This is a genomic window from Yoonia tamlensis (assembly GCF_900115105.1).
In the GTDB taxonomy this organism is placed as follows: domain Bacteria; phylum Pseudomonadota; class Alphaproteobacteria; order Rhodobacterales; family Rhodobacteraceae; genus Yoonia; species Yoonia tamlensis.
In genome coordinates this window covers 1,261,512-1,285,982 of sequence record NZ_FOYP01000001.1, presented here as the reverse complement: position 1 = coordinate 1,285,982, position 24,471 = coordinate 1,261,512, and the positions used below count along the sequence as shown (strand labels likewise).

26 protein-coding genes are annotated in these 24,471 nt (G+C 56.4%); 10 read left to right on the top strand and 16 right to left on the bottom strand.

The features are described 5' to 3' along the window. Positions 1 to 14 precede the first annotated feature (14 nt). The 4 genes from recG to sciP all read right to left on the bottom strand — a co-directional run bounded on the left by recG (position 15) and on the right by sciP (position 5,468). Entirely contained in the window at positions 15 to 2,114 is a 2,100-nt protein-coding gene (gene recG / locus BM320_RS06665) for an ATP-dependent DNA helicase RecG (protein WP_090197979.1), read from the bottom strand. Beyond that, positions 2,111 to 4,246, bottom strand: a complete 2,136-nt coding sequence (ligA, locus tag BM320_RS06660; RefSeq protein WP_207496859.1) for an NAD-dependent DNA ligase LigA — start codon at positions 4,244 to 4,246, stop codon at positions 2,111 to 2,113. The genes recG and ligA overlap by 4 nt, the downstream gene beginning before the upstream one ends. Positions 4,247 to 4,384: 138 nt before the next feature. Beyond that, a complete protein-coding gene (ctrA, locus tag BM320_RS06655; protein WP_090197976.1) occupies positions 4,385 to 5,098 on the bottom strand; it encodes a response regulator transcription factor CtrA in 714 nt (237 codons plus the stop codon). Positions 5,099 to 5,189: 91 nt separating this feature from the next. Beyond that, positions 5,190 to 5,468, bottom strand: coding sequence for a CtrA inhibitor SciP (sciP, locus tag BM320_RS06650; RefSeq protein ID WP_090197973.1), 279 nt, complete (start codon positions 5,466 to 5,468; stop codon positions 5,190 to 5,192). 130 nt (positions 5,469 to 5,598) lie between these two features. Here sciP and mnmA point away from each other — a divergent pair, with 130 nt between their 5' ends. Beyond that, positions 5,599 to 6,738 carry a tRNA 2-thiouridine(34) synthase MnmA gene (gene mnmA, locus BM320_RS06645; RefSeq protein WP_090197970.1) on the top strand — a complete coding sequence of 380 codons (1,140 nt, stop codon included), beginning with the start codon at positions 5,599 to 5,601 and terminating at the stop codon, positions 6,736 to 6,738. A 15-nt stretch (positions 6,739 to 6,753) separates the two neighbouring features. Here mnmA and BM320_RS06640 read toward each other — a convergent pair whose 3' ends face one another. Next, complete coding sequence (locus tag BM320_RS06640) at positions 6,754 to 7,734, bottom strand: zinc-binding dehydrogenase (protein WP_090197967.1); 981 nt, start codon at positions 7,732 to 7,734, stop codon at positions 6,754 to 6,756. A gap of 134 nt (positions 7,735 to 7,868) precedes the next feature. On the opposite strand from BM320_RS06640, the gene BM320_RS06635 reads away from it, so the two are divergent. The 6 genes from BM320_RS06635 to BM320_RS06610 all read left to right on the top strand — a co-directional run bounded on the left by BM320_RS06635 (position 7,869) and on the right by BM320_RS06610 (position 12,742). After that, positions 7,869 to 8,732: an ATPase gene (locus BM320_RS06635; RefSeq protein ID WP_090197963.1), complete on the top strand. Its 864-nt coding sequence runs from the start codon at positions 7,869 to 7,871 to the stop codon at positions 8,730 to 8,732. 40 nt (positions 8,733 to 8,772) lie between these two features. Further along, complete coding sequence (metA, locus tag BM320_RS06630) at positions 8,773 to 9,690, top strand: homoserine O-acetyltransferase MetA (protein ID WP_090197960.1); 918 nt, start codon at positions 8,773 to 8,775, stop codon at positions 9,688 to 9,690. Further along, positions 9,674 to 10,657 (top strand): alpha/beta fold hydrolase, encoded by a 984-nt coding sequence (locus BM320_RS06625; RefSeq protein ID WP_090197957.1) that lies wholly within the window; start codon positions 9,674 to 9,676, stop codon positions 10,655 to 10,657. The genes metA and BM320_RS06625 overlap by 17 nt, the downstream gene beginning before the upstream one ends. A gap of 77 nt (positions 10,658 to 10,734) precedes the next feature. Next, entirely contained in the window at positions 10,735 to 11,604 is an 870-nt protein-coding gene (gene ppk2 / locus BM320_RS06620; protein ID WP_090197955.1) for a polyphosphate kinase 2, read from the top strand. Further along, positions 11,597 to 12,214: a TetR/AcrR family transcriptional regulator gene (locus BM320_RS06615; RefSeq protein ID WP_090197953.1), complete on the top strand. Its 618-nt coding sequence runs from the start codon at positions 11,597 to 11,599 to the stop codon at positions 12,212 to 12,214. The genes ppk2 and BM320_RS06615 overlap by 8 nt, the downstream gene beginning before the upstream one ends. A gap of 9 nt (positions 12,215 to 12,223) precedes the next feature. Beyond that, positions 12,224 to 12,742: an acyloxyacyl hydrolase gene (locus tag BM320_RS06610; RefSeq protein WP_090197949.1), complete on the top strand. Its 519-nt coding sequence runs from the start codon at positions 12,224 to 12,226 to the stop codon at positions 12,740 to 12,742. On the opposite strand, the gene BM320_RS06605 is transcribed toward BM320_RS06610, so the two are convergent. The 7 genes from BM320_RS06605 to BM320_RS06575 form a co-directional block, all read right to left on the bottom strand. Beyond that, positions 12,739 to 13,824 (bottom strand): ABC transporter ATP-binding protein, encoded by a 1,086-nt coding sequence (locus tag BM320_RS06605; protein WP_090197946.1) that lies wholly within the window; start codon positions 13,822 to 13,824, stop codon positions 12,739 to 12,741. The two genes, BM320_RS06610 and BM320_RS06605, sit on opposite strands and share 4 nt — an antisense overlap. Beyond that, positions 13,821 to 14,621, bottom strand: a complete 801-nt coding sequence (locus BM320_RS06600) for an ABC transporter permease (RefSeq protein ID WP_090197944.1) — start codon at positions 14,619 to 14,621, stop codon at positions 13,821 to 13,823. Before BM320_RS06600 ends, BM320_RS06605 begins: the two co-directional genes overlap by 4 nt. Beyond that, on the bottom strand, positions 14,618 to 15,490 hold the full coding sequence (locus BM320_RS06595; RefSeq protein ID WP_090197941.1) for an ABC transporter permease: 873 nt from the start codon (positions 15,488 to 15,490) through the stop codon (positions 14,618 to 14,620). The genes BM320_RS06600 and BM320_RS06595 overlap by 4 nt, the downstream gene beginning before the upstream one ends. Positions 15,491 to 15,549: 59 nt before the next feature. After that, positions 15,550 to 16,176: an FMN-binding negative transcriptional regulator gene (locus BM320_RS06590; protein WP_090197938.1), complete on the bottom strand. Its 627-nt coding sequence runs from the start codon at positions 16,174 to 16,176 to the stop codon at positions 15,550 to 15,552. A gap of 80 nt (positions 16,177 to 16,256) precedes the next feature. Next, positions 16,257 to 16,745, bottom strand: a complete 489-nt coding sequence (gene rpsI, locus BM320_RS06585) for a 30S ribosomal protein S9 (RefSeq protein ID WP_090197935.1) — start codon at positions 16,743 to 16,745, stop codon at positions 16,257 to 16,259. Next, on the bottom strand, positions 16,745 to 17,206 hold the full coding sequence (gene rplM / locus BM320_RS06580; protein WP_090197932.1) for a 50S ribosomal protein L13: 462 nt from the start codon (positions 17,204 to 17,206) through the stop codon (positions 16,745 to 16,747). Before rplM ends, rpsI begins: the two co-directional genes overlap by 1 nt. 144 nt (positions 17,207 to 17,350) lie before the next feature. Next, on the bottom strand, positions 17,351 to 18,775 hold the full coding sequence (locus tag BM320_RS06575; RefSeq protein ID WP_090197929.1) for an aminotransferase-like domain-containing protein: 1,425 nt from the start codon (positions 18,773 to 18,775) through the stop codon (positions 17,351 to 17,353). A gap of 86 nt (positions 18,776 to 18,861) precedes the next feature. Here BM320_RS06575 and BM320_RS06570 point away from each other — a divergent pair, with 86 nt between their 5' ends. Beyond that, positions 18,862 to 19,089 carry a DUF1127 domain-containing protein gene (locus BM320_RS06570; RefSeq protein WP_090197926.1) on the top strand — a complete coding sequence of 76 codons (228 nt, stop codon included), beginning with the start codon at positions 18,862 to 18,864 and terminating at the stop codon, positions 19,087 to 19,089. A gap of 55 nt (positions 19,090 to 19,144) precedes the next feature. Here the strand turns inward: BM320_RS06570 and BM320_RS06565 are convergent, their stop codons facing one another. The 3 genes from BM320_RS06565 to BM320_RS06555 all read right to left on the bottom strand — a co-directional run bounded on the left by BM320_RS06565 (position 19,145) and on the right by BM320_RS06555 (position 22,578). Further along, positions 19,145 to 20,614: a carboxypeptidase M32 gene (locus BM320_RS06565; RefSeq protein WP_090197923.1), complete on the bottom strand. Its 1,470-nt coding sequence runs from the start codon at positions 20,612 to 20,614 to the stop codon at positions 19,145 to 19,147. A 4-nt stretch (positions 20,615 to 20,618) separates the two neighbouring features. Continuing rightward, entirely contained in the window at positions 20,619 to 21,752 is a 1,134-nt protein-coding gene (gene ctaA / locus BM320_RS06560) for a heme A synthase (RefSeq protein WP_090200429.1), read from the bottom strand. 85 nt (positions 21,753 to 21,837) lie between these two features. Then, the gene (locus BM320_RS06555; protein ID WP_090197920.1) at positions 21,838 to 22,578 is read right to left on the bottom strand and encodes an RNA methyltransferase; all 741 of its coding nucleotides are present in this window, start codon (positions 22,576 to 22,578) and stop codon (positions 21,838 to 21,840) included. Between the two features lie 64 nt (positions 22,579 to 22,642). Here BM320_RS06555 and BM320_RS06550 point away from each other — a divergent pair, with 64 nt between their 5' ends. After that, entirely contained in the window at positions 22,643 to 22,975 is a 333-nt protein-coding gene (locus tag BM320_RS06550) for a TfoX/Sxy family protein (RefSeq protein WP_090200427.1), read from the top strand. 62 nt (positions 22,976 to 23,037) lie between these two features. Then, entirely contained in the window at positions 23,038 to 23,664 is a 627-nt protein-coding gene (locus BM320_RS06545) for a thiamine phosphate synthase (RefSeq protein ID WP_090197917.1), read from the top strand. Here BM320_RS06545 and olsA read toward each other — a convergent pair. Further along, positions 23,641 to 24,471, bottom strand: coding sequence for a lyso-ornithine lipid O-acyltransferase (gene olsA / locus BM320_RS06540; RefSeq protein WP_090197914.1), 831 nt, complete (start codon positions 24,469 to 24,471; stop codon positions 23,641 to 23,643). The genes BM320_RS06545 and olsA overlap by 24 nt on opposite strands.

Below are 24,471 nucleotides of genomic sequence, written 5' to 3'. Positions count from 1 at the left end.
TGCGAACAAAATAGTTAACCAACTGATATCAAACGAATAGCTTTGTCCTGTTCCATCAGCCACAACAGCGTCCGGGCGGCCTTACCACGCGTTGTCTCAAGCTTTGGATCTGTATTGATCAGGGCGCGCGCATCCGATTGCGCGATTGCCATCAGATCTGACTGGCGCTCGATGTCGGCTATGCGGAACCTTGGCAGGCCCGATTGCGCCGTGCCGATGACATCGCCTGCGCCGCGCATCGCCAGATCTTCTTCGGAAATTTTGAATCCGTCTTCCGTTTCCCGCAAGATTTCCAGCCGCCGCTTGCCGGTCTCGCTCAGCGGTGCTTGGTACAATAATAAACAGGTTGATGCCGCAGCCCCGCGCCCGACCCGCCCGCGCAGCTGGTGCAACTGCGCAAGGCCAAAGCTTTCGGCACGTTCAATCACCATGATCGATGCATTGGGGACATTCACGCCAACCTCGATCACGGTTGTTGCGACCAGAACCTTGGTTTCGCCGGCAACAAAACGTGCCATCGCGGCGTCTTTTTCGGCGGGCGGCATTTGCCCGTGCACCAGACCGACAACGCCTTCACCCAAACGCGCGCGCAGCTGTTTGAACCTCTCTTGCGCGGCCGTCATATCGACGATTTCGCTTTCTTCGACCAGCGGGCAAACCCAATAGGCCTGCCGTCCCTCGGTCACGGCATGCTGCAGCTTCTCAACCACCTCGTCCATGCGCGCGGTCGACACAAGCGCCGTTTGCACAGGGCTGCGCCCGGCCGGTTTTTCATCCAATACCGACACATCGAGATCGCCATATTGCGCCAACGCAAGCGAGCGCGGGATCGGCGTTGCCGTCATTACCAGAACATCCGTAAAGCCACCCTTTGCGCCCAGTTCCATCCGCTGGGACACGCCAAACCGGTGTTGTTCATCAATAATGGCAAGCCTTAGATCATTGAAAACAATGTCTTTTTGAAACACTGCATGGGTGCCGACAAGAATTGAAATGTCGCCGTTTTCCAGCGACGCAAGCTTTTGCGCACGCGCCTGCCCCTTGTCGCGCCCTGTCAAAATCTCAAGCCGGATCCCCGCTGTGGCTGCCAACGGCTGCAATCCGTCAAGGTGCTGACGCGCCAGAATTTCGGTTGGCGCCATCATAACGCCCTGCCCGCCCGCTTCGACAACCGCAAGCAACGCCATCAGCGCCACAAGCGTTTTTCCGGATCCGACATCACCTTGCAACAGGCGGTTCATCCGGAATTCCGACCCCAGATCAGCACAAATTTCGGCGATTGCACGGGTTTGCGCGGATGTTGGCATATATGGAAGTGCGGCAAGAACCTTTGCCGATAATTGCCCCGTGGCTTGCGATTTGATCCCCTTTGCGCGGCGCTGCACTGACCGCGCCAGTGCAAGCGTCAGCTGATGGGCAAGCAATTCATCATAAGCAAGCCTGTGACGCGCCGGATCATGGGGTGACAAATCAGTGGGGGATTTCGGGCGATGCGCCCGCGCCAGTGCCGCCTGCCAGTCCGGCCATTTTTCGCGGGATTTGAGCGCGGGATCAATCCATTCCGGCAAAGGTGTGGTCATTGCCAATGCGGCCTGCGTCGCGCGGTACATCAGTTTCTGGCTGATCCCTGCATGCAATGCATAAACCGGTTCAAACGCAGGGATTTCCTCGGCCTCATCGAGCGTGACCACATGGTCGGGGTGGACCATCTGCGCGATACTGTCGAAGACTTCGATCTTGCCCGAAACCACGCGTTTTTGGCCGGTTGGCAACAGTTTTTGCAGGTAATCACCGCGCACATGAAAATAGACCAGCTGAAATGCGGTCTGTTCATCCGAGACATTCACACGGTATGGACGGCCGCGCGATTTTGGCGGGTTTGGCGGGTAATGTTCACCGATCGTGACGGCAACGGTCGCAACAGCGGGCGCAACCACCTCGCGAATTGATCCGCGACGATGCCGGTCAACCCCCGATAAAGGTAAGGTAAACAAAAGGTCACGCGGCTTTGTGATACCCGCACCTTCGAGTATCTGCACCGTTTTTGGGCCCACACCATCAAGCTTGGTCAACGCGCCAAACAGTGGAAAAAGAACTTCGGGCCGCCCCGTCATTTGGTACCGATCAGGGTTAACCAGGCATCCTCATTCATCGCTTCCACGCCAAGATCTGCCGCCTTTTTGGCCTTTGACCCGGCGCCGGGGCCCGCGACCAGAATATCGGTCTTGGCGCTGACGGACCCTGATACTTTAGCGCCCAAAGCCTCTGCGCGGGCTTTGGCTTCGGCCCGTGACATTTTTTCAAGCGTACCGGTGAATACCACGATCTTGCCCGCGACGGGGCTGTCGCTGCTGACGGCAGCCGCATCCTGCACGTCCAATTGCGCGACAAGCGCGTCGATTGATGCCCGCTCTGCGGCTTGCTGCATGGCGGTGATCAGCGATGTCGCCATGACCGCGCCGACGCCGTCAATACTGGTTAACGCCTCCCAGGCCGCGCCTGCGCCGACCTCGGCCTGCGTCATTGCGGTCTCAAACGCGTCCCAGCTGCCATAGTGATTGGCCAGAAGGTTCGCGGAACTGTCGCCCACATGGCGGATACCGAGCGAGAATATCAGCTTACCAAGTGGAATTTGTCGTTTGTTATCAATCGCATCAAAGAGTTTATTCGCGCTGACCTCGCCCCAGCCATCGCGGTTCTTAAGCTGTTGAAGGCCGCTGCCAAACCGCGCGCGCAATGTAAAAATATCTGCGGGCGTCTGCACCCAGCCGTCAGCATAAAACTGTTCCACCTGTTTGGCACCCAGCCCGTCAATATCAAACGCCCCGCGCGACACAAAATGACGAAGTTTTTCAATGGCTTGCGCCGGGCAAATCATGCCACCAGTACAGCGGCGTACGGCGTCACCTTCTTCGCGGATCGCGACAGATCCGCATTCCGGGCATTGATCGGGAAATATGAACGCGGGCGCATCATTGGCGCGTCGCGATAGGTCAACATCCTTAATCTTGGGGATCACATCGCCCGCGCGGTAAATCTGCACCCAATCGCCGGGCCGAATATCGCGCCCTTCGCGGATCGGTTGGCCATCGCCGCCGCGACCTGCGATGTAATCTTCGTTGTGTAAAGTCGCATTAGACACAACCACCCCGCCGACTGTGACCGGGGTCAGCCGCGCAACCGGTGACAAGGCGCCGGTCCGGCCCACTTGGATGTCGATACGTTCCAAAGTTGTCCAGGCCAATTCTGCGGGGAATTTATGTGCGATGGCCCAGCGGGGCGTGGTGGCGCGAAAGCCAAGCCGCTGCTGTAGCGCAAGATCATTCACCTTATAGACGACGCCATCAATATCATAGCCGAGCGTCGCGCGTTGCTGTTCGATCGCGCGGTAATGCGTAATCAGCGCGTCCGGGCCGTTGCACACGTGGGTTAACGGATTGGTCGCAAAGCCAAATTCTTGTAACCGCGAAATGGCCGCCGCCTGCGTTTGCGCCAAGGGTGCCGAGAGATCGCCCCAAGCATAGGCGAAAAAGCGCAGCGGTCGCGCTTTGGTGATTTTTGCGTCCAATTGGCGCAATGATCCGGCGGCGGCATTGCGCGGATTTGCAAATGTTTTGCCCCCCGTTTCGGTTTGGCGCGCGTTGAGTTCGGCAAAATCGGCGTGGCTCATATAGACTTCGCCGCGCACCTCAAGAATAGCGGGTGCGCCGCTGATTTCATGTGGAATATCGGCAATTGTGCGTGCATTTGCGGTGACATTTTCGCCGGTTTCTCCGTCACCGCGGGTAGCGGCCTGCGTCAGCTTGCCGTTTTCATAGCGCAGCGAAAGCGAAAGCCCGTCAATTTTCGGCTCCGCGGTATAGGCAAGTGCGCTGTCATCCTCGCGGCCCAGAAATTTGCGGACGCGTGTATCAAAATCGGAAACTTCTGCGTCGTCAAAGGCATTGCCAAGCGACAGCATCCGCACAGCATGGTGGATTTTGCCAAAGCCGTCAGCAGGCGCTGCGCCGATCTGGTCGCTTGGGCTGTCCGCACGTTTGAGAGCGGGGAACGCTGTTTCAATCGCTGTATTGCGTCTTTTGTAGTCATCATATTGCGCGTCAGTCAGCTCTGGCGCATCGGCGCCATGATAGGCGGTGTTCGCCGCTTGCAACTGTTGCGCAAGCCACGCCAGTTCGGCTTTGGCTTGGGTCGATGTCAGGTCATTGACTGGCAATTGCAGCGTGGTTGGTGTGATCTTGGTCACGCGGTCCCCCGGAATTTCACGTCCAGCATCTGCTGGTAACCGCTCCAATTCTTAGGGAAGCTTGCCAAAAACGTCCAGTGCCTATCCGCCAGACCTAACATCGTTCAATGCGCGCGTGATGTGCCGTTACCGTGTCCGTCAGGCGCTGACAGCAATCGGTTCAGCCTGGGCAACCGGATCAGGATCGCGCAAGACATAGCCGCGCCCCCAAACCGTTTCGATATAATTGTCGCCTTCGGTTGCTTCGCTCAGCTTTTTGCGCAGCTTGCAGATAAACACATCGATAATCTTGAGTTCGGGTTCATCCATGCCGCCGTAAAGATGGTTAAGGAACATTTCTTTGGTCAGGGTCGTCCCCTTGCGCAGGCTGAGCAGTTCAAGCATCTGGTATTCCTTGCCGGTCAGATGCACGGTTGTGTTGCCAACGCTGACGGTTTTTGCATCCAGATTCACGGCAATTTGACCGGTTTTGATGATGGATTGCGCATGCCCTTTGGACCGGCGGATGATCGCATGAATACGCGCAACCAGTTCTTCGCGGTGAAACGGTTTTGTCAGATAGTCATCTGCCCCGAATCCAAATCCTTTGAGCTTGCTTTCGGTGCCGTCATCGCCAGAAAGTATCAGGATCGGTGTATCAATCCGGCTAAGCCGCAGCTGGCGCAAGACCTCGTGCCCGTTCATGTCGGGCAAGTTCAGGTCGAGAAGGATCAAATCGTAATCATACAGTTTCGCAAGATCGATCCCTTCCTCCCCCAAATCGGTCGCATAGACATTTAGATTGGCATGGGTCAGCATCAATTCAATGCTTTTGGATGTTGTTGGGTCATCTTCTACCAGCAAAACACGCATTCGGGATTCTCCGCTTTCTCGTTTACAGCGTTAACCTAAACAGCCAAAGGTTAACTACCCGTTACCAGTGCTACGCTTATTTCATTTCAATCTACGGTTGTCTATACTGTTGCAGCGCGGTTGTCTTTAATGCGGCTTCGCCGTGGACGGCGACGGCGTTTTCCCATTCCGAAAATTCTTCGTCAGAAAGCCCGTAGCGTTCCAGCGCGTCCTTGCGCGGAATCAATCCGCCGCCAACAGCGCGCACCACAGCCGCCTTGCGCGAGGCGACCCAGCGCCGCGTGTTTTCGGGTGGCAGGTCTGCGCGCGTCATGATTGTGCCGTCAGGCAATGTGATCGACCTTGGTCCCTCAACTTTTCTTAGATACATATTGCACCCCTTTCGGTTACTCCCGACACGAGGTATGACGCCAAGGACTTAATGATCCGTATAGCCACCCCTTGAGAGTACGGCGCATTTTCCTATATTTCATATCGAAGTTTAACTAACTGGACACGCTATGCCCCTTGATTCGCCGCTCAATTCGCTTGGATTCGCCAAGCCCCCGTCTGAAACGCGGGTGGTTGTGGCCATGTCGGGCGGCGTGGATAGTTCTGTCGTTGCCGCCCAACTGGCCGAAGAAGGCTATGATGTCGTTGGCGTGACGCTGCAGCTTTATGATCATGGTGCGGCGCTGGCCAAAAAAGGCGCATGCTGTGCGGGCCGCGATATTCATGATGCCCGTCGTGTGGCAGAGGAAATGGGTTTTCCGCATTATGTACTGGATTATGAAAACACATTCCGCGAGGCGGTGATTGACGAATTCGCCGATAGCTATCTGGCGGGCGCGACACCTGTGCCCTGTATCCGGTGTAACGAGCGGGTGAAATTCAAGGACCTGCTGGAAACGGCCAAGGATCTGGACGCCGATTGCATGGCCACCGGCCATTATATCCAACGCATGATGGGTGACCAAAAGGCCGAACTGCATTCCGCCGCTGACAGCAATCGCGACCAAAGCTATTTCCTGTTTTCAACGACCCAAGAGCAACTGGATTACCTGCGCTTTCCCTTGGGCCATCTGAAATCCAAGGATGAAACACGCGCACTGGCCACAAAATACGGGCTAAGCGTGGCGGACAAGCCCGACAGCCAAGACATTTGTTTTGTGCCTGATGGAGATTACGCCAAGCTGATCGAAAAGCTGCGCCCTGGATCCGCGGAAGCGGGCGATATTGTGGATACGAACGGCAATGTGCTGGGCCAGCATAACGGCGTGATCCATTATACTATCGGGCAGCGTCGCGGGCTTGGCATCGGGGGGCTTGCTGATCCGCTTTATGTGGTAAAACTCGATGTCGACAAAAAACATGTCATCGTCGGCCCGCGTGAAATGCTGGCGACCCGCCGCGTGCCGATCCGCGAGATCAACTGGCTGGGTGACGGCGGCTTTGCCGATATGAAAGAGCGCAACATCATGGTGCGTGTGCGGTCCACCCGCCCGCCGACAGATGCCATCCTGCGCCCGATTTCCGCGACAGAGGCCGAAGTTGAACTGCTGGTCGCAGAACAGGGCGTGTCACCGGGGCAGGCTTGTGTGTTCTACGACCCTGACAGCACGCGGGTCTTGGGCGGCGGGTGGATATGGCGCGGCGCATAAACGCCGCCCACCCTTTTACGGTTTGATCATCACCTTACCGGCACGGCCCGGCGTCACGGCGGCCTGCATTGCAGCGGTCACATCGTCCAGCCCGTAAGTGCCACCATCTTTCAGCACCAGCTGGCCGGTAGCGGCCAATGTCACAAGTTCGGTGATCAGACGCTTGCGGTCATCTGCGGGCATATCGTTGCTGACCCGTGATCCCCAGAACCCTTTGACGGTGATATGTTTAAAAATCAGCGCACCCGACGACAGGGTCAAAGGCGCCCCCGTTGCCGTGCCAAAGACCACCAGTTCACCGTTCACGCCTAGCAATTCGCACAGGTCTTCGGCCATTTCGCCACCAACGGAATCGACCGCTGATACCGCACCGGATTTGCCGATGATCGTACGCGCCGCGTCTTGCCAACCGGCATCTGTTGTCACAAGCACGTTTCCAATACCCAGATCGGCCAGCTCCTTGGCGGCCTCGGCACGGCGCACGAGGTTCAACAGGTTGATGCCCCGTGCCTTGGCCAACACGGCCAAAATTTTACCAACGGCGCCATTGGCAGCGGTCTGGATGATCCAGTCGCCTTTCTTGGCCTGCAAAGTTTCCAACAACGAAATCGCGCTAAAGGGCATCGCGATCAATTGCGCGCCAAGGCTATCGGAAATCACATCAGGCAAAGGCAGCAAACCACCTGCGGGGGCGGTAAAATATTCGGCCCATGTGCCATGCACGCCAGCCACCGCGACGCGCGTACCGATCAGCGCGGCGTCGACGCCTTCGCCCACGGCTTCAATCACGCCCACAGCCTCCGAGCCGCCAATCGCGGCGGGCAGATCGGGTTTATACCCATATTCGCCGCGCACAGTCCAAAGATCATGGTTGTGGATTGGCGACAGGATGGTTTTCACCAATACCGCACCTGCGGCAGGAGTTGGCATAGGCACTTCGGCGGGTTTTAGAACTGCGGCAGGATCGCCGAATGTGTCGTGAATAGCAGCGCGCATGGTGTTTTCCTTAACTGTCATAATTGATTACTTGGCAGGTAGGGTGCATCACTAGGTCATTCAAGCGCTTGCAAATTGGACTTCGCGTCAATTTATCGCTGGCAGAATACCCTGCATCCCGCTAGGCAATGGGCATGATTTACAATTCTGCCTCTGAATGGCGTAATGCGCCGCAAAAACGTGTCCTTTTGTTCGCGATGTCGGGCTTGGGCAAGACCTATTTGTCGTCGATGCTGCGCCAGCAGGGTGACTGGTTCCACTATTCGATCGATTACCGAATTGGCACCCGCTACATGGGTGAATTGATCGCCGATAATGCCAAGCGCGAAGCGATGAAAGTGCCGTTCTTGCGGGACCTTTTGCGGTCAGACAGTATTTATATCGGCTCGAATATCTCGTTCAACGATCTCAAGCCGATGTCATCCTATCTGGGCAAACCGGGTGATCCGGAACTGGGCGGTTTGCCGTGGGATGAATACACCCGCCGCCAAGACCAGTTCCAGCGCGCGGAAATTGCGGCGCTGCATGATACGGGGCATTTTATTGAACGCTCGCATGATCTGTACCAGTACCCGCATTTCATTTGCGACACAGGCGGTTCCATCTGCGAATGGGTGGACACCAACAACCCTGATGATCCGATCATGACCGACCTTGCGTCCAAAACGCTAATGGTCTGGATCGAAGGGTCGGACGCGCATACTGCCGAACTGGTGCGCCGGTTTGACCGCGAACCCAAACCGATGTCCTATGATCCCGTATTTTTGCTAAAGACATGGAACGCCTATTTGGATGAATTTGGCGTGGCCCCGGACAAGGTAAACCCGGATGATTTCATTCGCTGGGCCTTTGCCAAGGCTTTGGCGCATCGCCAGCCGCGTTACCGCGCGATGGCTGATAAATGGGGGATCACCGTGCCGATGGATGCTGTCGCACGGGTCAAAGACGCGGAGGGTTTTGTTAGCATGATCGCTGACGCACTTGAGATGCGCGGGTAAGAGCCCTATTTCTTAACCCTGCTGCTTTAGGACGACCATTATGCCGATCAAACTCCCCTCTGCCCTGCCCGCCTTTGACATTCTGTCGCGCGAAGGTGTGAGCGTCATGGCCGAAGAACAAGCTGCCCGTCAGGATATCCGCCCGCTGCGGATCGCATTGCTTAACCTGATGCCCAAGAAAATCCAGACCGAGAACCAGTTCGCGCGGTTGATCGGGGCGACACCATTGCAAATCGAACTGACACTTTTGCGGATGTCCGAGCATGAAACCAAAAACACTGCCGCCGAACATATGGCAGAATTCTATCTGCCCTTCAGCGCAGTCCTGGATCAGAAATTCGACGGGCTGATCATTACCGGCGCGCCGATTGAACATTTGCCTTTTACCGACGTGACCTATTGGGACGAGCTAAAGCAGGTCTTTGAATGGACCCAGACCAATGTGCATTCGACATTTGGGGTCTGCTGGGGCGGCATGGCGATGATCAATCACTTCCACGGGGTCAAAAAACATATTCTGGATCACAAGCTGTTTGGCTGTTTCCGGCATCACCTGACCGAAATGACATCCCCCTATTTGCAAGGGTTTTCTGACGATTGTGTGATCCCTGTCAGCCGTTGGACAGAAATGCGCCAAGATGAAATCGACGCGGCAAACGGTTTGAACACATTGATCACCAGCGATCAAACCGGCCCCTGTCTGGTCGAAGATCCGGCCCACCGCGCGCTATATATCTTTAACCACTTTGAATATGACAGCGAGACGCTCAAGCAGGAATATGACCGCGATGTTGCGGCAGGCACGCCGATAAACGTGCCTGCGAACTACTACCCAAATGATGACCCTACACGAAAGCCGCTGAACCGCTGGAAAAGCCACGGGCATCTTTTGTATGGCAATTGGATCAACCAGATCTATCAAACCACGCATTATGATCTGAATGATATTGGGACCTAGGCGGTTGAAACGCGCGGTTCTGGCACTGGGTCTTGGGGCCTTGGTCGCGGGTGTTGGCGCGCAGCAACGCGCCGCACGCGCCATGGCTGACTTCCCGCCTTTGGGAAATTTTGTCACCGTTGACGGGCTGCAAGTCCATTATGTGCAAGAAGGCCAAGGGCCCGACCTGATCTTGCTGCATGGGGCGGGCGGGAATTTGCGCGACTTCACCTTTGCGCTGATGGATCAACTGTCGGACCGTTATCGGGTAACGGCGTTTGATCGTCCCGGGCTTGGCTATTCGGACCCTATTGCGCAGCAAAACCTGACTGATGGCGCCAGCCCCCAAGACCAAGCCCGCGTTTTACGGGCGGCCGCAGCACAACTGGGGATAAGCGCGCCCATTGTTGCAGGCCACAGCTTTGGCGGGATCGTGTCCTATGCGTGGGGCGTTGAAGGACTGCAAGAGGCTAACCCCGTAAACGCATCTGCAATTGTGTCCATCGCAGGGGTTACATTGCCTTGGCCCGGCAAGCTTGATCCCTATTACACTGTGAATGCCAGCGCCATCGGGGGGGCTGTCACAGTGCCGCTGATATCGGCGCTAGTGCCGCGCAGCGTGGTCAATGGCCGGATCGCCGCGACATTTGCACCGCAATCCGCGCCTGTCGGTTATGCCAATTATATCGGTGCAGGTCTGACGCTGCGCCCAGATAGTTTTCGCGAGAATGTGCGGCAGGTGAATTCCCTGCGCCCGCATGTGGTGACCCTGTCGCAGCACTATGCAGGGCTGACGCTCCCGATCGAAATTGTACATGGCACCGCAGATACGACCGTGCCGATCCATATTCATGCGGATGAATTTATCAAAATTGTGCCTTCGGCGAATTTGGTGCGGCTGGATGGCGTCGGGCATATGCCGCATCACACCAACGCCGATAGCGTGATCGCAGCAATTGACCGCGCGGCAAGCCGGACCGGACACTAGCGTTTATTTTGCGGCGCGAATTGCGCTTGGGCGCAGAAATCTCCATATATAAACAAGTGAGTATCGGGAGAGTTTTCATGGATCTGCCATTTGATGGGGGTATTAGCGCGTTTTACCGTGATCAAGCCCCCGATGCCGTCAAAGCCGCAATCAAATCCGCCAAGAAATCCGGTATACTCAACAGCAATTACCCCTATGATACGCGCTGGGACAAAGATGAGTACGAGGCAGAACTTGCCGCGCTTCAGGTGCAACTGGTACGCATGCAGGCTTGGGTGCGTGACACGGGCCAGCGGGTTGCGATTGTGTTCGAAGGGCGCGATGCAGCCGGAAAAGGTGGCACAATCAAACGGTTGCGTGAAAACCTGAACCCGCGCGTGGCCAATGTTGTGGCCCTGTCAAAGCCTACGGATGTTGAAGCCGCGCAATGGTACTTCCAACGCTATATCGCGCATCTGCCCCATCAGGGCCAAATCACCATTTTTGATCGTAGCTGGTATAATCGCGGCGTTGTCGAACATGTGTTCGGTTTTTGCACCCCACAGCAGCGCGACCGCTGGTTCGGACAGGTGCCCGCCTTTGAACAAATGCTGGTCGACGAAGGCATCACGTTGATCAAAATCTGGCTCAATGTCGGGCAAGCCACGCAATTGAAACGGTTCTTGGACCGCGAGAAAGACCCGCTCAAGCAGTGGAAGCTCAGCAGTATCGACGTCAAGGGCCTGCACAAATGGGATGCATATAGCGCCGCAATTTTTGAAACCTTCACACGCACCCATACAGACACCGCGCCTTGGACGATTGTGCGATCCGATGACAAGCGGCGCACACGCGTGCAGACCATTCGCCACATTCTGCACCAGCTTGACTATGCGGGCAAAGACACAAACGCGCTGGGAGCGCTTGATCCAAAAATCGTCGGGGGGCCTGATCTCTGGCATGTCTAAACGCGGGTATCATCATGGCAATCTGCGCAAGGCCCTGATAACAGGCTGTCTGACGCTGATCGAGAAACGCGGCCCGACAGGGTTTACCCTGTCAGAGGCCGCGCGCGAGGCAGGCGTGACCCCCGCCGCCGTGTACCGCCATTTTGACGGGCGCGAAGACCTAATCGCTGCCGCAGCCCAACAAGGCTACGAGATGTTCGGCGATGCGATGGAGGACGCGTATCGCAATGGTGCGCCCTCTGATCTGGCCGCATTTGAACGCACGGGCCGCGCCTATCTGACCTTTGCGCGTGACCATCCGGGTTACTATATCGCGATGTTTGAATCGGGTATTTCGATGCACCGCTCGCCGGAACTGCACGCGGCGGCCACCCGCGCGATGGGCGTTCTGGAAAAAGCCGCCGAAGAGCTGGGCCAGCATATTCCCGCAGACCGCCGCCCGCCGCCGCAGATGTTTAGCGCGCATATCTGGGCGCTTTCGCACGGGGTTGTCGAACTGTTTGCGCGGGGCAATCCCGGCACCAAAAGCCCCTTTTCACCCGAAGACCTGCTGGAAAGCGGGATCGGCATCTATTTACGCGGCCTCGGGCTGATTGACCCAGACAAATAGGATTTCACAATGGACGGCACACTTGCAATAATATTTCTGATCACCAGCCTTACGGATATGGGGTTTAATGATTGCCGCAACGATGGCTGTCTGGCCAGTGAAAGCGCAACGGCGCGGGTGTCATTGCAGCTTGCCGATGTCGAATTCCAAGAGGCCATCATCAGTGAAGAAATCTATGTCGGCTATGACATGGGGCGCCGCTATGGCCCGTTTCAGCCGACTTTCGGGGTATCGGTTGCGGCCAATGGCGCATCATGGGTTGGGGCCGGCGTCAAATGGTCAAGCACAGGCGTCTTTGACAGCCCGTTTTTCGTCGAGACATCATTGATGCCGGGGTATTACGACGCGGGTGACGGGCCTGACCTGGGCGGCAACCTGCATTTTCGGTCTGCCTTTGGGATCGGCTATGCCTTTGATAACGGGGCGACAATTTCGGTTCACTATGATCACCGTTCAAACGGCGATACGCAGGACCTGAACCCCGGTCTGGAAACCATCGCCCTGCGCTATGCGATTGCGCTGCGCTAGTTCAGCACGACCAGCGCGCGTTCATCCCAGATGACCTGCGCGGCTTCGCCAACCTCGAGAACCGGACGGCCAATAAGGTTTTTCATTGCAATATTAATAGCTTGCGAAATGCCTTTAATGCGGATGTCGTAATAGGTCATATCGCCGTAATAGACGACCTCATCAACCACACCGTCAATCAGTTTGCGATCGGTGGTTTCACCCTCGAACAAAATACCCAATGTTTCCGGACGGATACCAACAACCGCTGGGCCTTGTTTCACCGGTTCCGGCGCTTGTTCGAGTGATACCTGCAACGGGCCTAGCCCCTCGACATCAATGGCGATGACGTCGGAAACTGCATTAACTTCAGCCTCTAAAAAGTTCATTTTACCGATAAAACTTGCAACACGGCGTGAATTTGGCCGTCGGTATAGCGTTTCAGGATCCGCCAGTTGCCCGATCTCGCCTTCGAACATCACGGCGATCCGGTCGGACATGACCAGCGCTTCTTCCTGATCATGCGTCACCAGAATAAAGGTAATACCAACCTGACGCTGGAGCCGGATCAATTCCACCTGCATTTGTTCGCGCATCTTCTTGTCAAGCGCGGAAAGCGGCTCGTCGAGCAGCAGCACCTTGGGTTTGAGGATCAGCGCACGCGCCAGCGCCACACGTTGCCGCTGCCCCCCCGAAAGCGCATGTGCGGCACGTTTGCCATAGCCTGCCAGCCCGACCATTGTCAGCGCTTCTTCGACCATTTCCGCCTTGGTTTGCTTGTCGATATCTTTGGATTTACGCAGACCAAAGGCCACGTTTTCCGCAACGCTCAGATGCGGGAAAATCGCATAGGATTGGAACACCATATTGGTCGGGCGCAGGTTCGCGGGCACTGCGGCCATGTCGGCGCCGCCGATCATCACCACACCGTCTGTGACCTGTTCAAACCCCGCAATGGTGCGCAGCAACGTTGTTTTCCCGCAGCCCGACGGACCCAGCAATGAAAAGAATTCACCGGCATTGATGGTAAGGTTGATGTCGCGCAATGCGTGATAGTCGGCGTAATATTTATTAACGCCCGTCAGTGTGATCAAAGCGGTCACAAGAACCCCCCTTTGTCTTTTACCCCTGCGCGGGCCATCCCGCGACGGCGCAAAAGCTCTGCGATTGTAAGAAGAATGATAGAGAGCGTCACCAGAATCGTGCCCAAGGCCATGACGACGGGCAAGGACGCAGGAAAGCGCAAAAGCCCCCAGATATAGACCGGCATTGTCGGGCTTGCCCCAGAAAGGAAGAACGCGATAATGAATTCATCTAGCGAAATGGTAAATGCGATCAGCATTGACGAAATGATCCCTGGCATCACCAGCGGCAAGGTCACCAGACGAAACGCGGCAAAGCGGCTTTCGCCGAGGTCCATCGCGGCCTCCTCCATTGAAGGATCGAGGTTTTGAAAAGCGCCATTCAGGATGGCGATGCAAAATGGCGTACAAATCAACACATGCGCGGCGATGATGGTCCAGTTTGACAGGCCCCAGTCGAAAATCTGCACAACCACGACCAGAAGCGACACGGCGACGATGATCTCGGGAAGGACAAGCGGCAACATGATGAACCCCATGATCCCCGCCTTGAGCGGAAACCGGTGCATCGCCCCTGCCCGCGCGGCGCAAATCCCCAAAAGTGTCGAGGTCAACGCCGAGGTGAAGGCAATAAACAAAGAGTTCTTTACCGCTGCGTGAAGTGATTTGTTTGTGGCCAGTTCAGCAAACCAATCGGTCGTAAACCCGCTTAGCGGAAAGGCGATGACCGTCGCATCGTTGAACGCAAACAACGGCAGCAAAACAATCGGCGCATAAAGAAATATTAGATAGCAAATCGCGTAGATGCGCAGGCTCATGAGCGCCCCTTCAGCCAGCGGCGGTTAAGAAGCACAAAAACAAGGCTGATCGCGGTCACGCAAAGCATGGCAACAATCGCCAATGCCGCCCCCAACGGCGCATTATTAAGCGCGAGAAATTGCGTCTGGATCATATTTGCAATTAGCTTGCCGCCCGCGCCGCCCATCAATTCGGGCGTTACGTAATCGCCGATTGTCGGAATAAAGACGATCAAGACCGCACCAACAACCCCCGGCATCGCAAGCGGCAGCGTGATCCGGATGAATGTCATGAATTTGCTTTCGCCCAGATCCTGCGAGGCTTCGAGCAAGGAACGGTCGATTTTTTCCAGCGCGACAAAGATCGGCAGGATCGCAAAGGGCGCAAACGCATGTGCCAATGTGATGATCACCGCATTCACGTTATACAAGATAAACGTCAACGGCTCGTCGATAAGACCGATATTCAACAGCCCCGTGTTGATTACACCATTATAACCCAAAATTACTTTCCACAGGAAAACGCGGATCAAATAGGAGGTCCAGAAAGGGATAGTAATCAAAAACAGCCAAAGCGATTTGCGGTCGGGGCGCACATGGAACGAAATGAAATAGGCAACCGGAAAGGCAAGCAGCACGGTCACAACCGTCACAGCCCCCGACACCATCAGCGATCGCTGCAAAAGCGCGCCATAGATCGGTTTTTCGATAATTTCGCGGTAGTTATTAAGCGTAAACGTCATGTCCAAATTCATGAAATCCTGTGTCCAGAAGCTGAACAAGAAGATCGCAATCAATGGGAAAGCCATCAAAATCAACGCATAAAGAAACGGCGGGCCCACCATAAGAAGCCCGCGACCCGATTCAGTTGAAGTTAATTTCTGCCACATATGCGATGATTTCACTGCGCCCGCGCAAAGATCAATACGCAAATCGCATTCGCACGAATTTATCTTGTCTTTTGTGCCGCTTGCATACTGTCCGCAATTGCATCGGCCCCGTTTTTACGCAGGTTTTCAACTGCGCCCATCGCATCATCGGCCGTCTTGTTCTGGCTCAGCTTGGATTTGGCGTATGTACGTGTGACGTCGATCCTGAAAGCGACGATTTCTGCCAGCATCTGCGCCATGTAATCCTTGGGCGCATCAGCCATTTTCCACGCCTGCGCGCCGTTAGTTTCCCTTTCATGATTTTGCGTCAGCCGGCCGACCGCAGCGATTTTTGATTTCGCGTCGTGTTGGAATGTGATGCGCCCGTGAAACTGCACACAGGCGTAATTCCATGTCGGGACCACCTTGTGATCCGCGCGTTTCGACGGATACCAATTGGGTGAAATATAGGCGCTATCGCCTTGAAATATCGCCAAAACATCCGCCCCATCCGGCACGATGCGGTGCATATCATTGGCCAGCGCCATATGTCCGATCAATGTGTCGTCATCAACGGCAAGCAATGGAAACGGGTTAGCGACAAGCCCCTGCGCGCCATGTGCAACCAATTGCGCCAATGGGTGCGCCGCAATAAAGGCCGCAACTGCCGCAGGGTCGCGCATTTCGAAATCTGCCGGAATATACATGTCTGTCCTTCCCATTGGTCTGAACACAAAAAAGGGCAGTCGTGAAACTGCCCTTTTCCAAAAGAATTCTTCCTTCGCGATTAACGCTTGGAGAACTGGAAGCTCTTACGGGCTTTGGCTTTACCGTATTTCTTACGCTCAACAACGCGGCTGTCGCGTGTGAGGAAGCCGGCTGCTTTCAATGCAGCACGCAGGGTTGGATCGTAAAGTTGCAGCGCTTTTGATACGCCGTGCTTTACCGCACCAGCCTGACCAGACAGACCGCCACCTTTTACAGTTGCAACAACGTCAAACTGACCTGTCACACCGGCAACCGAAAACGGCTGCGCAAGGATCATTTGCAGCACAGGGCGCGCAAAATAGGTGTTCATGTCTTTGCCGTTCACGGTGACCTTGCCAGAACCTGGCTTGATCCAGACGCGGGCAACCGCATCTTTACGTTTGCCGGTTGCGTACGAACGGCCCAGCTCGTCACGGACGGGCTCGCGCGGGGCAGCAACTTCGACAACAACTTCGGCAGATGCAGCGACTTGGCCCAGCTCTTCGAGTGAATTCACTTGATCAGACATTATGCAGTCCTCGTGTTCTTTTTGTTCATGGACTTAACGTCCAGAACTTCCGGCTTTTGGGCTTCCATGCCATGCTCTGTGCCTGCGAAAACGCGCAGGTGAGTCATTTGCTGACGGGACAGTTTGCCACCGGGCAGCATGCGCTGGACAGCTTTCATGACAACGCGCTCTGGGTGCTTGCCTTCAAGAATCTCGGCTTTGGTCTTTTCTTTGATCCCGCCGGGATGGCCAGTGTGCCAGTAGTATTTTTCATCGCGCTTGTTGCCAGTCATCTGGACTTTTTCAGCGTTGATGACAATCACGTTGTCGCCCATATCCATGTGCGGCGTGAAGGATGGTTTATGCTTGCCGCGCAAGCGCATAGCGATAATCGACGCAAGACGACCCAGAACAACGCCTTCAGCGTCGATCAGGATCCATTTCTTGTCGATATCCGCTGGGGTAGCGGTAAAGGTTTTCATATCTCACCAGAAGTTTGGGGTGGCGCATAGCCACGTCATTCGGATTGGGGTGTTATAGAGAGGTTCAAGTAGCAGTCAAGCGGGTAAGTTCTGAATTTACAATGCAAAATCAATGGGTTGTAAATTAGGTATTATTTTACCCCATCAAATCGCTATTCTTTCCGGCGGATGATCCAGCAAATCCCGCAGGCATTCCATCGCTTGCACAAAATGCGCGTGTGGCACCAGTCCGTTCACAGCAATCCGTACCGCATGGACCGATCTGCTTTCGCGCAGCGCAAAATCATCCGCAGATTTGATCAAAACGCCTGCAGATTCAGCGGCTTGGCAGAACTCGCCTGCCCGCCAGCCGATAGGTAATTCAAGCCATAGAAATGGCACAGTGGGTGCCGCGCGCATGTCATAACCCGCCAGAATCCGCTGGGCCGCGTCAATATCCGCGCCGATCCGTGATTTGACCCGCGCGACGACCGCATCAATCTGCGGGTGCTGCATGATGGCCGCATAAAGATCCGTGACCAGCCGCGTCACCCCGAAGGACGAAAATGTTGCCGTGCGGGTCAGGGCTTTGCTCCAGCCTTTTGGCGCGACGGTAAAGCCGATCCGCAAGGATGCGGTGATCGATTTGGAGGGCGATGTCAGATACCAGCCAAGCCCCGGCAAAAGCGCGCGGTAGCTAGGCCCGATGCGATCCGTATTCATCAAACGATAACAGTCATCGTCAATGATATGCACGCCATGCGCCTTTGCAAGTGCGGCGATTTCAACCCGTCGCGCGGGCGTGGTCTGTCGGGCAGTTGGGTTGCTTACCTCTGCCGAGGTGCAAAAGGCCTGCACATTATGATCCAGAATTGCGGCTTCCAATGCGGAAACAAGCGGGCCATCATCATCCCATGCAATCCCGACAACATCGGCCCTGCATAGCACCCCGGCCGAGCGAAACCCGCCATAGCTAAGCTCATCCACCGCGATGGCGGGGTTTGTACCTGTCAGAATGCTTTGCAAAATCATGACAATTGCATTCTGGCCACCATGGCTTGTGACGATGTTATGTATATCGAACGGCCCCAGATGCACCGGATCGAGCGTTGCGGCAAAGGCTTCGCGCGCCGGCAGATCGGTGTTGCGTGTCGGATAGCGCAGCAGCATATCGGATGCGGTGCTATCTGCCAGCTGGTGCATCGCCTCGCGGATGATTGCGGTCTGTCCGACATCGGGCATTTTCGGGCTTAGCAGATGCGCCTGCCCGTCCCGATCCAGCGCCGGATCAAAAAACCTGTCCGCCGCAGGAAGACTGCGCACCGGCGCCGGTTTGGGCTGCGCCACAAAGGTGCCGCGCCCGACCCCCGCCTCAAGCAGGGATTCGTCGATCAATATCTTATAGGCGCGCGCAACCGTGCCTGGTGTGACACTAACGCGGTAGGCCAGATCACGCACCGGCGGCAGCTTTTCACCGGGTGACAATTGGCCCGATGCAATGCCGTCACGAATTGCCTTGGCCAGCGCCTGATATTTCGCGCGTCCACCATCAGCAAGATTTGGCTGCCATATTGTACCCGATACAATCATTTTCTAGACCTATCACAAAACACTTTGTATCAATTCAATTACCAGAAGGCACACCATTGTGTCAATACAATTAAAGGAATGTTCCCATGTCATACGCGCTCTCAGCGGCGCAGATCGCCGCACCAAGTTCACCATCAAACATGCCGCTCGCGGCACGTCTTGCGGTTCGCTTTGCAGTGGCCGTGACCGCATGGGACAAACGCCGCAAGACGCGGCGGCACCTTCGTTCAATGCCACCGCACCTGTTAAAAGACATTGGTTTGGATCCGACGACTGCACGTGAAGAAATCGCCAAACCTTTCTGGCAAGCCTGATACGTTTGCATCTTCCTGACTGGGCCGGATTAAATCCGGCCCTTTTTTCAGGTTACTACAGCCCGTAGATACTGCTGAACTTATCCTCAAGATAATCCAAAAGCGGGCCTTCGCTTGGCTTTGTACCCGTTGCATGGGTAATTGTATCAATCGGCGTACGCAATCCGCCAAATTGTTGCAGGTTTTCACGCAGCCAACCCGTTGCTGCCGATGTATCCCCGCGCGCCAGATCAGCATCCAGTCCCGGCACAGCGTCGCGCAGCGCCGTATGTAGGCACCCCGCATAGACATTGCCCAACGTATAGGTTGGGAAATAACCGAACAGCCCTTCGGACCAATGCACATCCTGCAACACGCCGTTGGACGGACGATCAACCGCATAGCCGAAATCAGCCTTGAAACGGTCGTTCCACGCGGCCTCTAGATCATTCACGGCCAAATCACCCGCGATCAATGCGCGTTCAAGATCGAAGCGCAACAAAACATGCAGGTTATATTGGACCTCGTCGGCCTCTGTGCGGATAAACCCGTCGCTCACGCGGTTAACGGTGGCATAAAACGCATCCTCATCCGCAATACCGAAATCGCCAAACGCATCGCGCATCTGCCCGTAAAGCCAGCCGGTAAAGGCGCGGCTGCGGCCCAGCTGGTTTTCATAGATCCGGCTTTGGCTTTCATGCACGCCCATCGACACGCCCGCGCCAAGCGGGGTCAGCAGGTGTTGCGGGTCTATCCCCTGCTCGTATGCAGCATGGCCAACCTCGTGAATTGTCGAATAAAAACAATTGAACGGATCGGTCGGGTTGGTCCGCGTTGTGATCCGCACATCAAGCCCGGAGCCCGATGAAAACGGATGCACGGCCTTATCAATGCGCCCGTGGTTGGTGTTGTAGCCAAAGGCAAGCGCGAGCTTCTCGGACAGCTTCAGCTGCGCTGCTTCATCAAAACTACCTGATAATTGCGCAGGCGCGGGCCGATCCAATATCGCGGCGCGCAGCGCGACCAGCCGCGGGCGCAATGCATCGAACATCGCGCCAAGGCTGGCACCTGTCGCGCCTGGTTCGTAATCATCCAGCAGCGCATCATAAGGATCGGCGTCACCTGCGACTGCGGCCGCCTCCTCTTTGCGCAGATCAACAACCTTTTGCAGGATCGGCAGGAAGCTCGCGACATCCTCATCCGCGCGGGACTGCGCCCAGATCCGGTGGGCCAGTGATGTGGTTTTGGCCAGCTCTGCGGCAATTGCAGCAGGCACTTTGGCCGTGCGTTCAAAGCTGCGCCCTATATGGCGCAGGTTGGCGGCGGCGACATCATCCGCCGGTTCCGCCTTTGCCAGCCATTCGCCGACACGCGGATCAATCCGGCGCGCGTGCAAAATATTGGCCATCGCGCCATGTTCCTCGGCGCGCTGCGGCGTGGCGCCTTCGGGCATCATGGTTTCTTGGTCCCAGCCAAGACGACCCGCAATCTGGCCGAGGGCTTCGGTTTCGCGTTGGAACTGCATCAATGCGTCATATGCGGTCATTTATTTAGCCTCGGACAGATTGGGAAATTGGATATTGTGACAGATTGCGCGCACGCAAGATCAGCATCCACAGCACAATCGCGCCGATCTGATGCACAATTGCGATGTGCCAGGGCGCGGAATAAAGTACCGTAAAGACGCCCAGCACCATCTGCAAAAACATCATGCCGATGACGCCGTGAAACGCTGCGCGGATTTTGCGGTTGGCGGATCTACGGGCGCGCAGGAACACAAAGATGCCGTAGGCAAACAGCGTGTAACCCGCCATCCGGTGCATGAATTGCACCAGCCCGTCATTTTCAAAGAAATTGCGCCACATAGGTTCAATATCAAGCGGGTTGGGCGGCAGAAATCCCCCCGCCATCAGCGGCCAATCAGGGTAACCGCGCCCCGCGTCAATACCCGCAACCAGCGCCCCGAGGATGATCTGCACAAAAGCCAATCCGATCAGAACCGTGGAAAGACGTACAAGCCCCGTGTTTGCGCTGCGCCGCGCCTGCATCAGATCCGCCTGCGCCCGCCCGAGCCGCAAGGCGTAAACCACCAAAAGCCCAAGGATCACAAAGGCCAGCCCAAGATGCGTGGCCAAGCGGTAGGATGCCACATCAAGCATCCCATCGCCCAATCCCGAAGATACCATCCACCAGCCAATCGCACCCTGCACGCCAATCAGCGCACCGATCCCGAAAAGGCGCCCGGTCCAGCCTGTCGGCACCTTGCGTGCGGCGACAAAACCCAAAAACCCGACAGCCCAGACCAGCCCGATCAGGCGGCCCAATTGCCGGTGCCCCCACTCCCACCAATAGATGGTTTTGAACTCGGACAGGGTCATCCCCTTGTTTTGCAACTGGTATTCGGGGATCTCTTGATATTTCGCAAACTCGGACTCCCAAGCTTGCGCGCCTACCGGCGGGATGGCGCCCGTCACAGGCTTCCATTCGGTAATTGCAAGCCCGCTATCTGTCAGCCGCGTCAGTCCGCCCACGACGATCATCACCATCACCATGGCCAAAAGCGCCAGCAGCCAACCGCGGATCGCGCCGCGCGCGCCTTGGCCTGCGCGGTTAATCGCGCCGGGGGCTGCGGCCTGTTTGGGGCTATCGCCGACCTCTTCGAAAATGGACCGTTTTGTTGCCATGATGATCTCCAACGGGTTGTAATAGGTGGAACCTAGGTGGGCTGTTGGGGCGGTGCAAGCACCCGTAGGGTGGATCTTGATCCACCTACCCCTGATCTTTCCAGCGCACCATTTGCCGCAGGATACCATGCAGCATCTGCACATCCGCGCGGGTCAGCGGCATACGTGACCAAAGGTTGCGCAGGTTCAGTTTCATATTTGCGGCCTTATGTTCGGGGAAAAAGAAACCCGCCTCATCCAGCCGTTCTTCAAAATGCGCGCCCAGCTTTTCAACCTCGATCTGTTCGGCCCAAGCGGCCACGGCGGCCACAGTCATATCAACCGCTGGCACGGCCTCGCGCCGCCATTCATAGCCGGTCAGCAAAACACATTGCGCAAGGTTCAGTGACGCAAATTCGGGGTTTACCGGCACGGAAATAATCGCGTTGGCACGGGCGATATCGTCGTTTTCCATCCCCGACCGTTCAGGGCCAAACATCACTGCCACCTTACCGCCCGCCGCAATCCGCGCGCGCGCGTCTTTCATCGCGGCCTCAGGCGTGAACACGGGCTTGGTCAGATCACGTGGGCGCGCGGTGGTCGCATAGACAAAATCGCAATCGCCAATCGCGCCGGCGGTGTCGTCAAACAATTGCGCCTCGTCCAGCAATCGTCCTGCGCCGCTGGCCATCACGACGGCCTTTTGATTGGGCCAACCATCGCGCGGGTCCACGATCCGCATCCGGTCAAGCCCGAAATTCCACATCGCGCGCGCGGCGGCACCGATGTTTTCGCCCATCTGTGGGCGGATCAAGACAAATGCGGGCTGTGGATCAGGGCTTGGCATGGGGGTTCCTTTGGTATCGGCTGGCGTGATACGCTGGGTGTCAGCGCAACGCAAGGAAACCCCGATGGCTTATGATGATGGACATGCGCAAATGCTGCGCGAAGACCTGAGGGACGAACCGGGGATCACAGAACGCAAAATGTTCGGTGGCCTGTGTTTCATGCGCCTTGGCCATATGGTTTGCGGTGTGCATCAAGGCGGCGGCATGGCCCGCGTGGGCAAGGCAGCCGAAGCACAAGCGCTTGAAATTGATGGCATTACCCCGCTGTCATTTACAGGGCGCAAGATGGGCGGCATGGTGGATGTCGCCGAAGATGTGTTTGGTGATGACGCGAGGCGCGCGCAAATTGTCGGGCTTGCGCTCGAATATGCGCGCAGCCTGCCGCCGAAACCATAGCCAAGCCGCACATTCCCCGCTAGAACGCCCTCAACACAGCTTTATTTTCGGAAAAACGCCCCATGTCAGACACCCCAGAGCAGCCACAGATCTATCTGGTCACCCCGTCAGAATTTGATCTTTCGACCTACCCCGATCAGCTGGCCGCCTGTCTGGACAGCGCCGATGTGGCTTGTGTCCGGCTTGCACTTGGGACCAAAGACGAAACCCGTATCGCCAAAGCCGCCGACGCGCTGCGTGTTGTCACCCATGCCCGCGATGTGGCGCTGGTGATTGAAAACCATATTCTGATGGTCGAACGCTTGGGGCTTGATGGTGTGCATCTGCTTGATGCTGCCAAATCCGTGATCAAAACCCGCAAAGAACTGGGCGAAGACGCCATTGTTGGCGCGTTTTGCGGCACATCGAGCCATGAAGGCATGTCAGCGGGCGAGATGGGCGCGGATTATGTCAGCTTTGGTCCGATCGGCAAATCGCCTTTGGGCGACGGTGAACAGGCGGGGCTGGACCTGTTCGAATGGTGGTCAATGATGATCGAAGTCCCCGTCGTCGCCGAAGGCGTGCTGGACGCTGAGCTGATCCGCGCATTCGCGCCGCATACGGATTTCTTTGGCATCGGTGATGAAATCTGGCGCAGCGATGATCCGGCCAAAGCCCTTGCCGTTCTACGCGCCGCGATGGCTGTCTAGCCCTGCGCGCACCGTGGTCTCAAGCGCTTTTGCCAGCGCCTTGCGATCCGCAAAATCGGACAATTGCACAGGCGGGTGATACACGACTGTGACCCCGCCTTGCCGTTTTGCGGCCAGTGTCGTTAACAGATGCGTGCCAAACTCCATATCGCCCCACCAGCCGTAAAACCGCGGGTCGGCACCTTTGGGCGCGCGGTAAATCACTGTGACAGGTTGAACGGCCAATTCATCGCGCAGTGCGTGATCAAAGAACGCCGCGAAAAGCGTTGATTTAAAAGGTAAGACCTGAAATCCGTCAGTAGATGTGCCTTCGGGGAAAAATAGCAAACGATGGCCAAACGCCAGTCGGGTCTTGAGCAGGCTGACCTGTTCGACCGCCTCGTTGCGGGCGCGCTTGATAAACAATGTCCCCGTTGCCCGCGCCAGCCAGCCGATGCCAGGCCAGCCCGCGACCTCTGATTTGGCGACAAAATAGATCCGTTTGCGCGCGTTAAGCGCAAAAATATCCAGCCATGACACATGGTTTGCAACAACCGCACCACCGCCATCCATCGGCGCGCCGACACTGCGGTACGTGATCCCCAAAATCACAAGCGCCAAACGGCAAACGCGCTGCGTGATATGCGGGGTCACGGGGCGCGCCTTGCCACAGATCACAGCTTCAAAAAGCCGGACAATCAAAAGCACGCCCAGCCCGCCAAACACCAATAGCGCCAAAGGAATGGCCCGCAAAAGAATGCGCACCCACCCCGCTGCGCCGATTGGCAACACGGGCGGGCTATCGTCAGAGGACCATGCCTGTGCCAT

Excerpts from the sequence above, each read along its gene's own strand:
- recG (WP_090197979.1), bottom strand. The coding sequence starts at position 2,114 with ATGACGGGGCGGCCCGAAGTTCTTTTTCCACTGTTTGGCGCGTTGACC.
- ctrA (WP_090197976.1), bottom strand. The coding sequence starts at position 5,098 with ATGCGTGTTTTGCTGGTAGAAGATGACCCAACAACATCCAAAAGCATT.
- sciP (WP_090197973.1), bottom strand. The coding sequence starts at position 5,468 with ATGTATCTAAGAAAAGTTGAGGGACCAAGGTCGATCACATTGCCTGAC.
- mnmA (WP_090197970.1), top strand. The coding sequence starts at position 5,599 with ATGCCCCTTGATTCGCCGCTCAATTCGCTTGGATTCGCCAAGCCCCCG.
- BM320_RS06640 (WP_090197967.1), bottom strand. The coding sequence starts at position 7,734 with ATGCGCGCTGCTATTCACGACACATTCGGCGATCCTGCCGCAGTTCTA.
- BM320_RS06635 (WP_090197963.1), top strand. The coding sequence starts at position 7,869 with ATGATTTACAATTCTGCCTCTGAATGGCGTAATGCGCCGCAAAAACGT.
- metA (WP_090197960.1), top strand. The coding sequence starts at position 8,773 with ATGCCGATCAAACTCCCCTCTGCCCTGCCCGCCTTTGACATTCTGTCG.
- BM320_RS06625 (WP_090197957.1), top strand. The coding sequence starts at position 9,674 with ATGATATTGGGACCTAGGCGGTTGAAACGCGCGGTTCTGGCACTGGGT.
- ppk2 (WP_090197955.1), top strand. The coding sequence starts at position 10,735 with ATGGATCTGCCATTTGATGGGGGTATTAGCGCGTTTTACCGTGATCAA.
- BM320_RS06615 (WP_090197953.1), top strand. The coding sequence starts at position 11,597 with ATGTCTAAACGCGGGTATCATCATGGCAATCTGCGCAAGGCCCTGATA.
- BM320_RS06610 (WP_090197949.1), top strand. The coding sequence starts at position 12,224 with ATGGACGGCACACTTGCAATAATATTTCTGATCACCAGCCTTACGGAT.
- BM320_RS06600 (WP_090197944.1), bottom strand. The coding sequence starts at position 14,621 with ATGAGCCTGCGCATCTACGCGATTTGCTATCTAATATTTCTTTATGCG.
- BM320_RS06595 (WP_090197941.1), bottom strand. The coding sequence starts at position 15,490 with ATGTGGCAGAAATTAACTTCAACTGAATCGGGTCGCGGGCTTCTTATG.
- BM320_RS06590 (WP_090197938.1), bottom strand. The coding sequence starts at position 16,176 with ATGTATATTCCGGCAGATTTCGAAATGCGCGACCCTGCGGCAGTTGCG.
- rpsI (WP_090197935.1), bottom strand. The coding sequence starts at position 16,745 with ATGTCTGATCAAGTGAATTCACTCGAAGAGCTGGGCCAAGTCGCTGCA.
- rplM (WP_090197932.1), bottom strand. The coding sequence starts at position 17,206 with ATGAAAACCTTTACCGCTACCCCAGCGGATATCGACAAGAAATGGATC.
- BM320_RS06575 (WP_090197929.1), bottom strand. The coding sequence starts at position 18,775 with ATGATTGTATCGGGTACAATATGGCAGCCAAATCTTGCTGATGGTGGA.
- BM320_RS06570 (WP_090197926.1), top strand. The coding sequence starts at position 18,862 with ATGTCATACGCGCTCTCAGCGGCGCAGATCGCCGCACCAAGTTCACCA.
- BM320_RS06565 (WP_090197923.1), bottom strand. The coding sequence starts at position 20,614 with ATGACCGCATATGACGCATTGATGCAGTTCCAACGCGAAACCGAAGCC.
- ctaA (WP_090200429.1), bottom strand. The coding sequence starts at position 21,752 with ATGGCAACAAAACGGTCCATTTTCGAAGAGGTCGGCGATAGCCCCAAA.
- BM320_RS06555 (WP_090197920.1), bottom strand. The coding sequence starts at position 22,578 with ATGCCAAGCCCTGATCCACAGCCCGCATTTGTCTTGATCCGCCCACAG.
- BM320_RS06550 (WP_090200427.1), top strand. The coding sequence starts at position 22,643 with ATGGCTTATGATGATGGACATGCGCAAATGCTGCGCGAAGACCTGAGG.
- BM320_RS06545 (WP_090197917.1), top strand. The coding sequence starts at position 23,038 with ATGTCAGACACCCCAGAGCAGCCACAGATCTATCTGGTCACCCCGTCA.
- olsA (WP_090197914.1), bottom strand. The coding sequence starts at position 24,471 with ATGGCACAGGCATGGTCCTCTGACGATAGCCCGCCCGTGTTGCCAATC.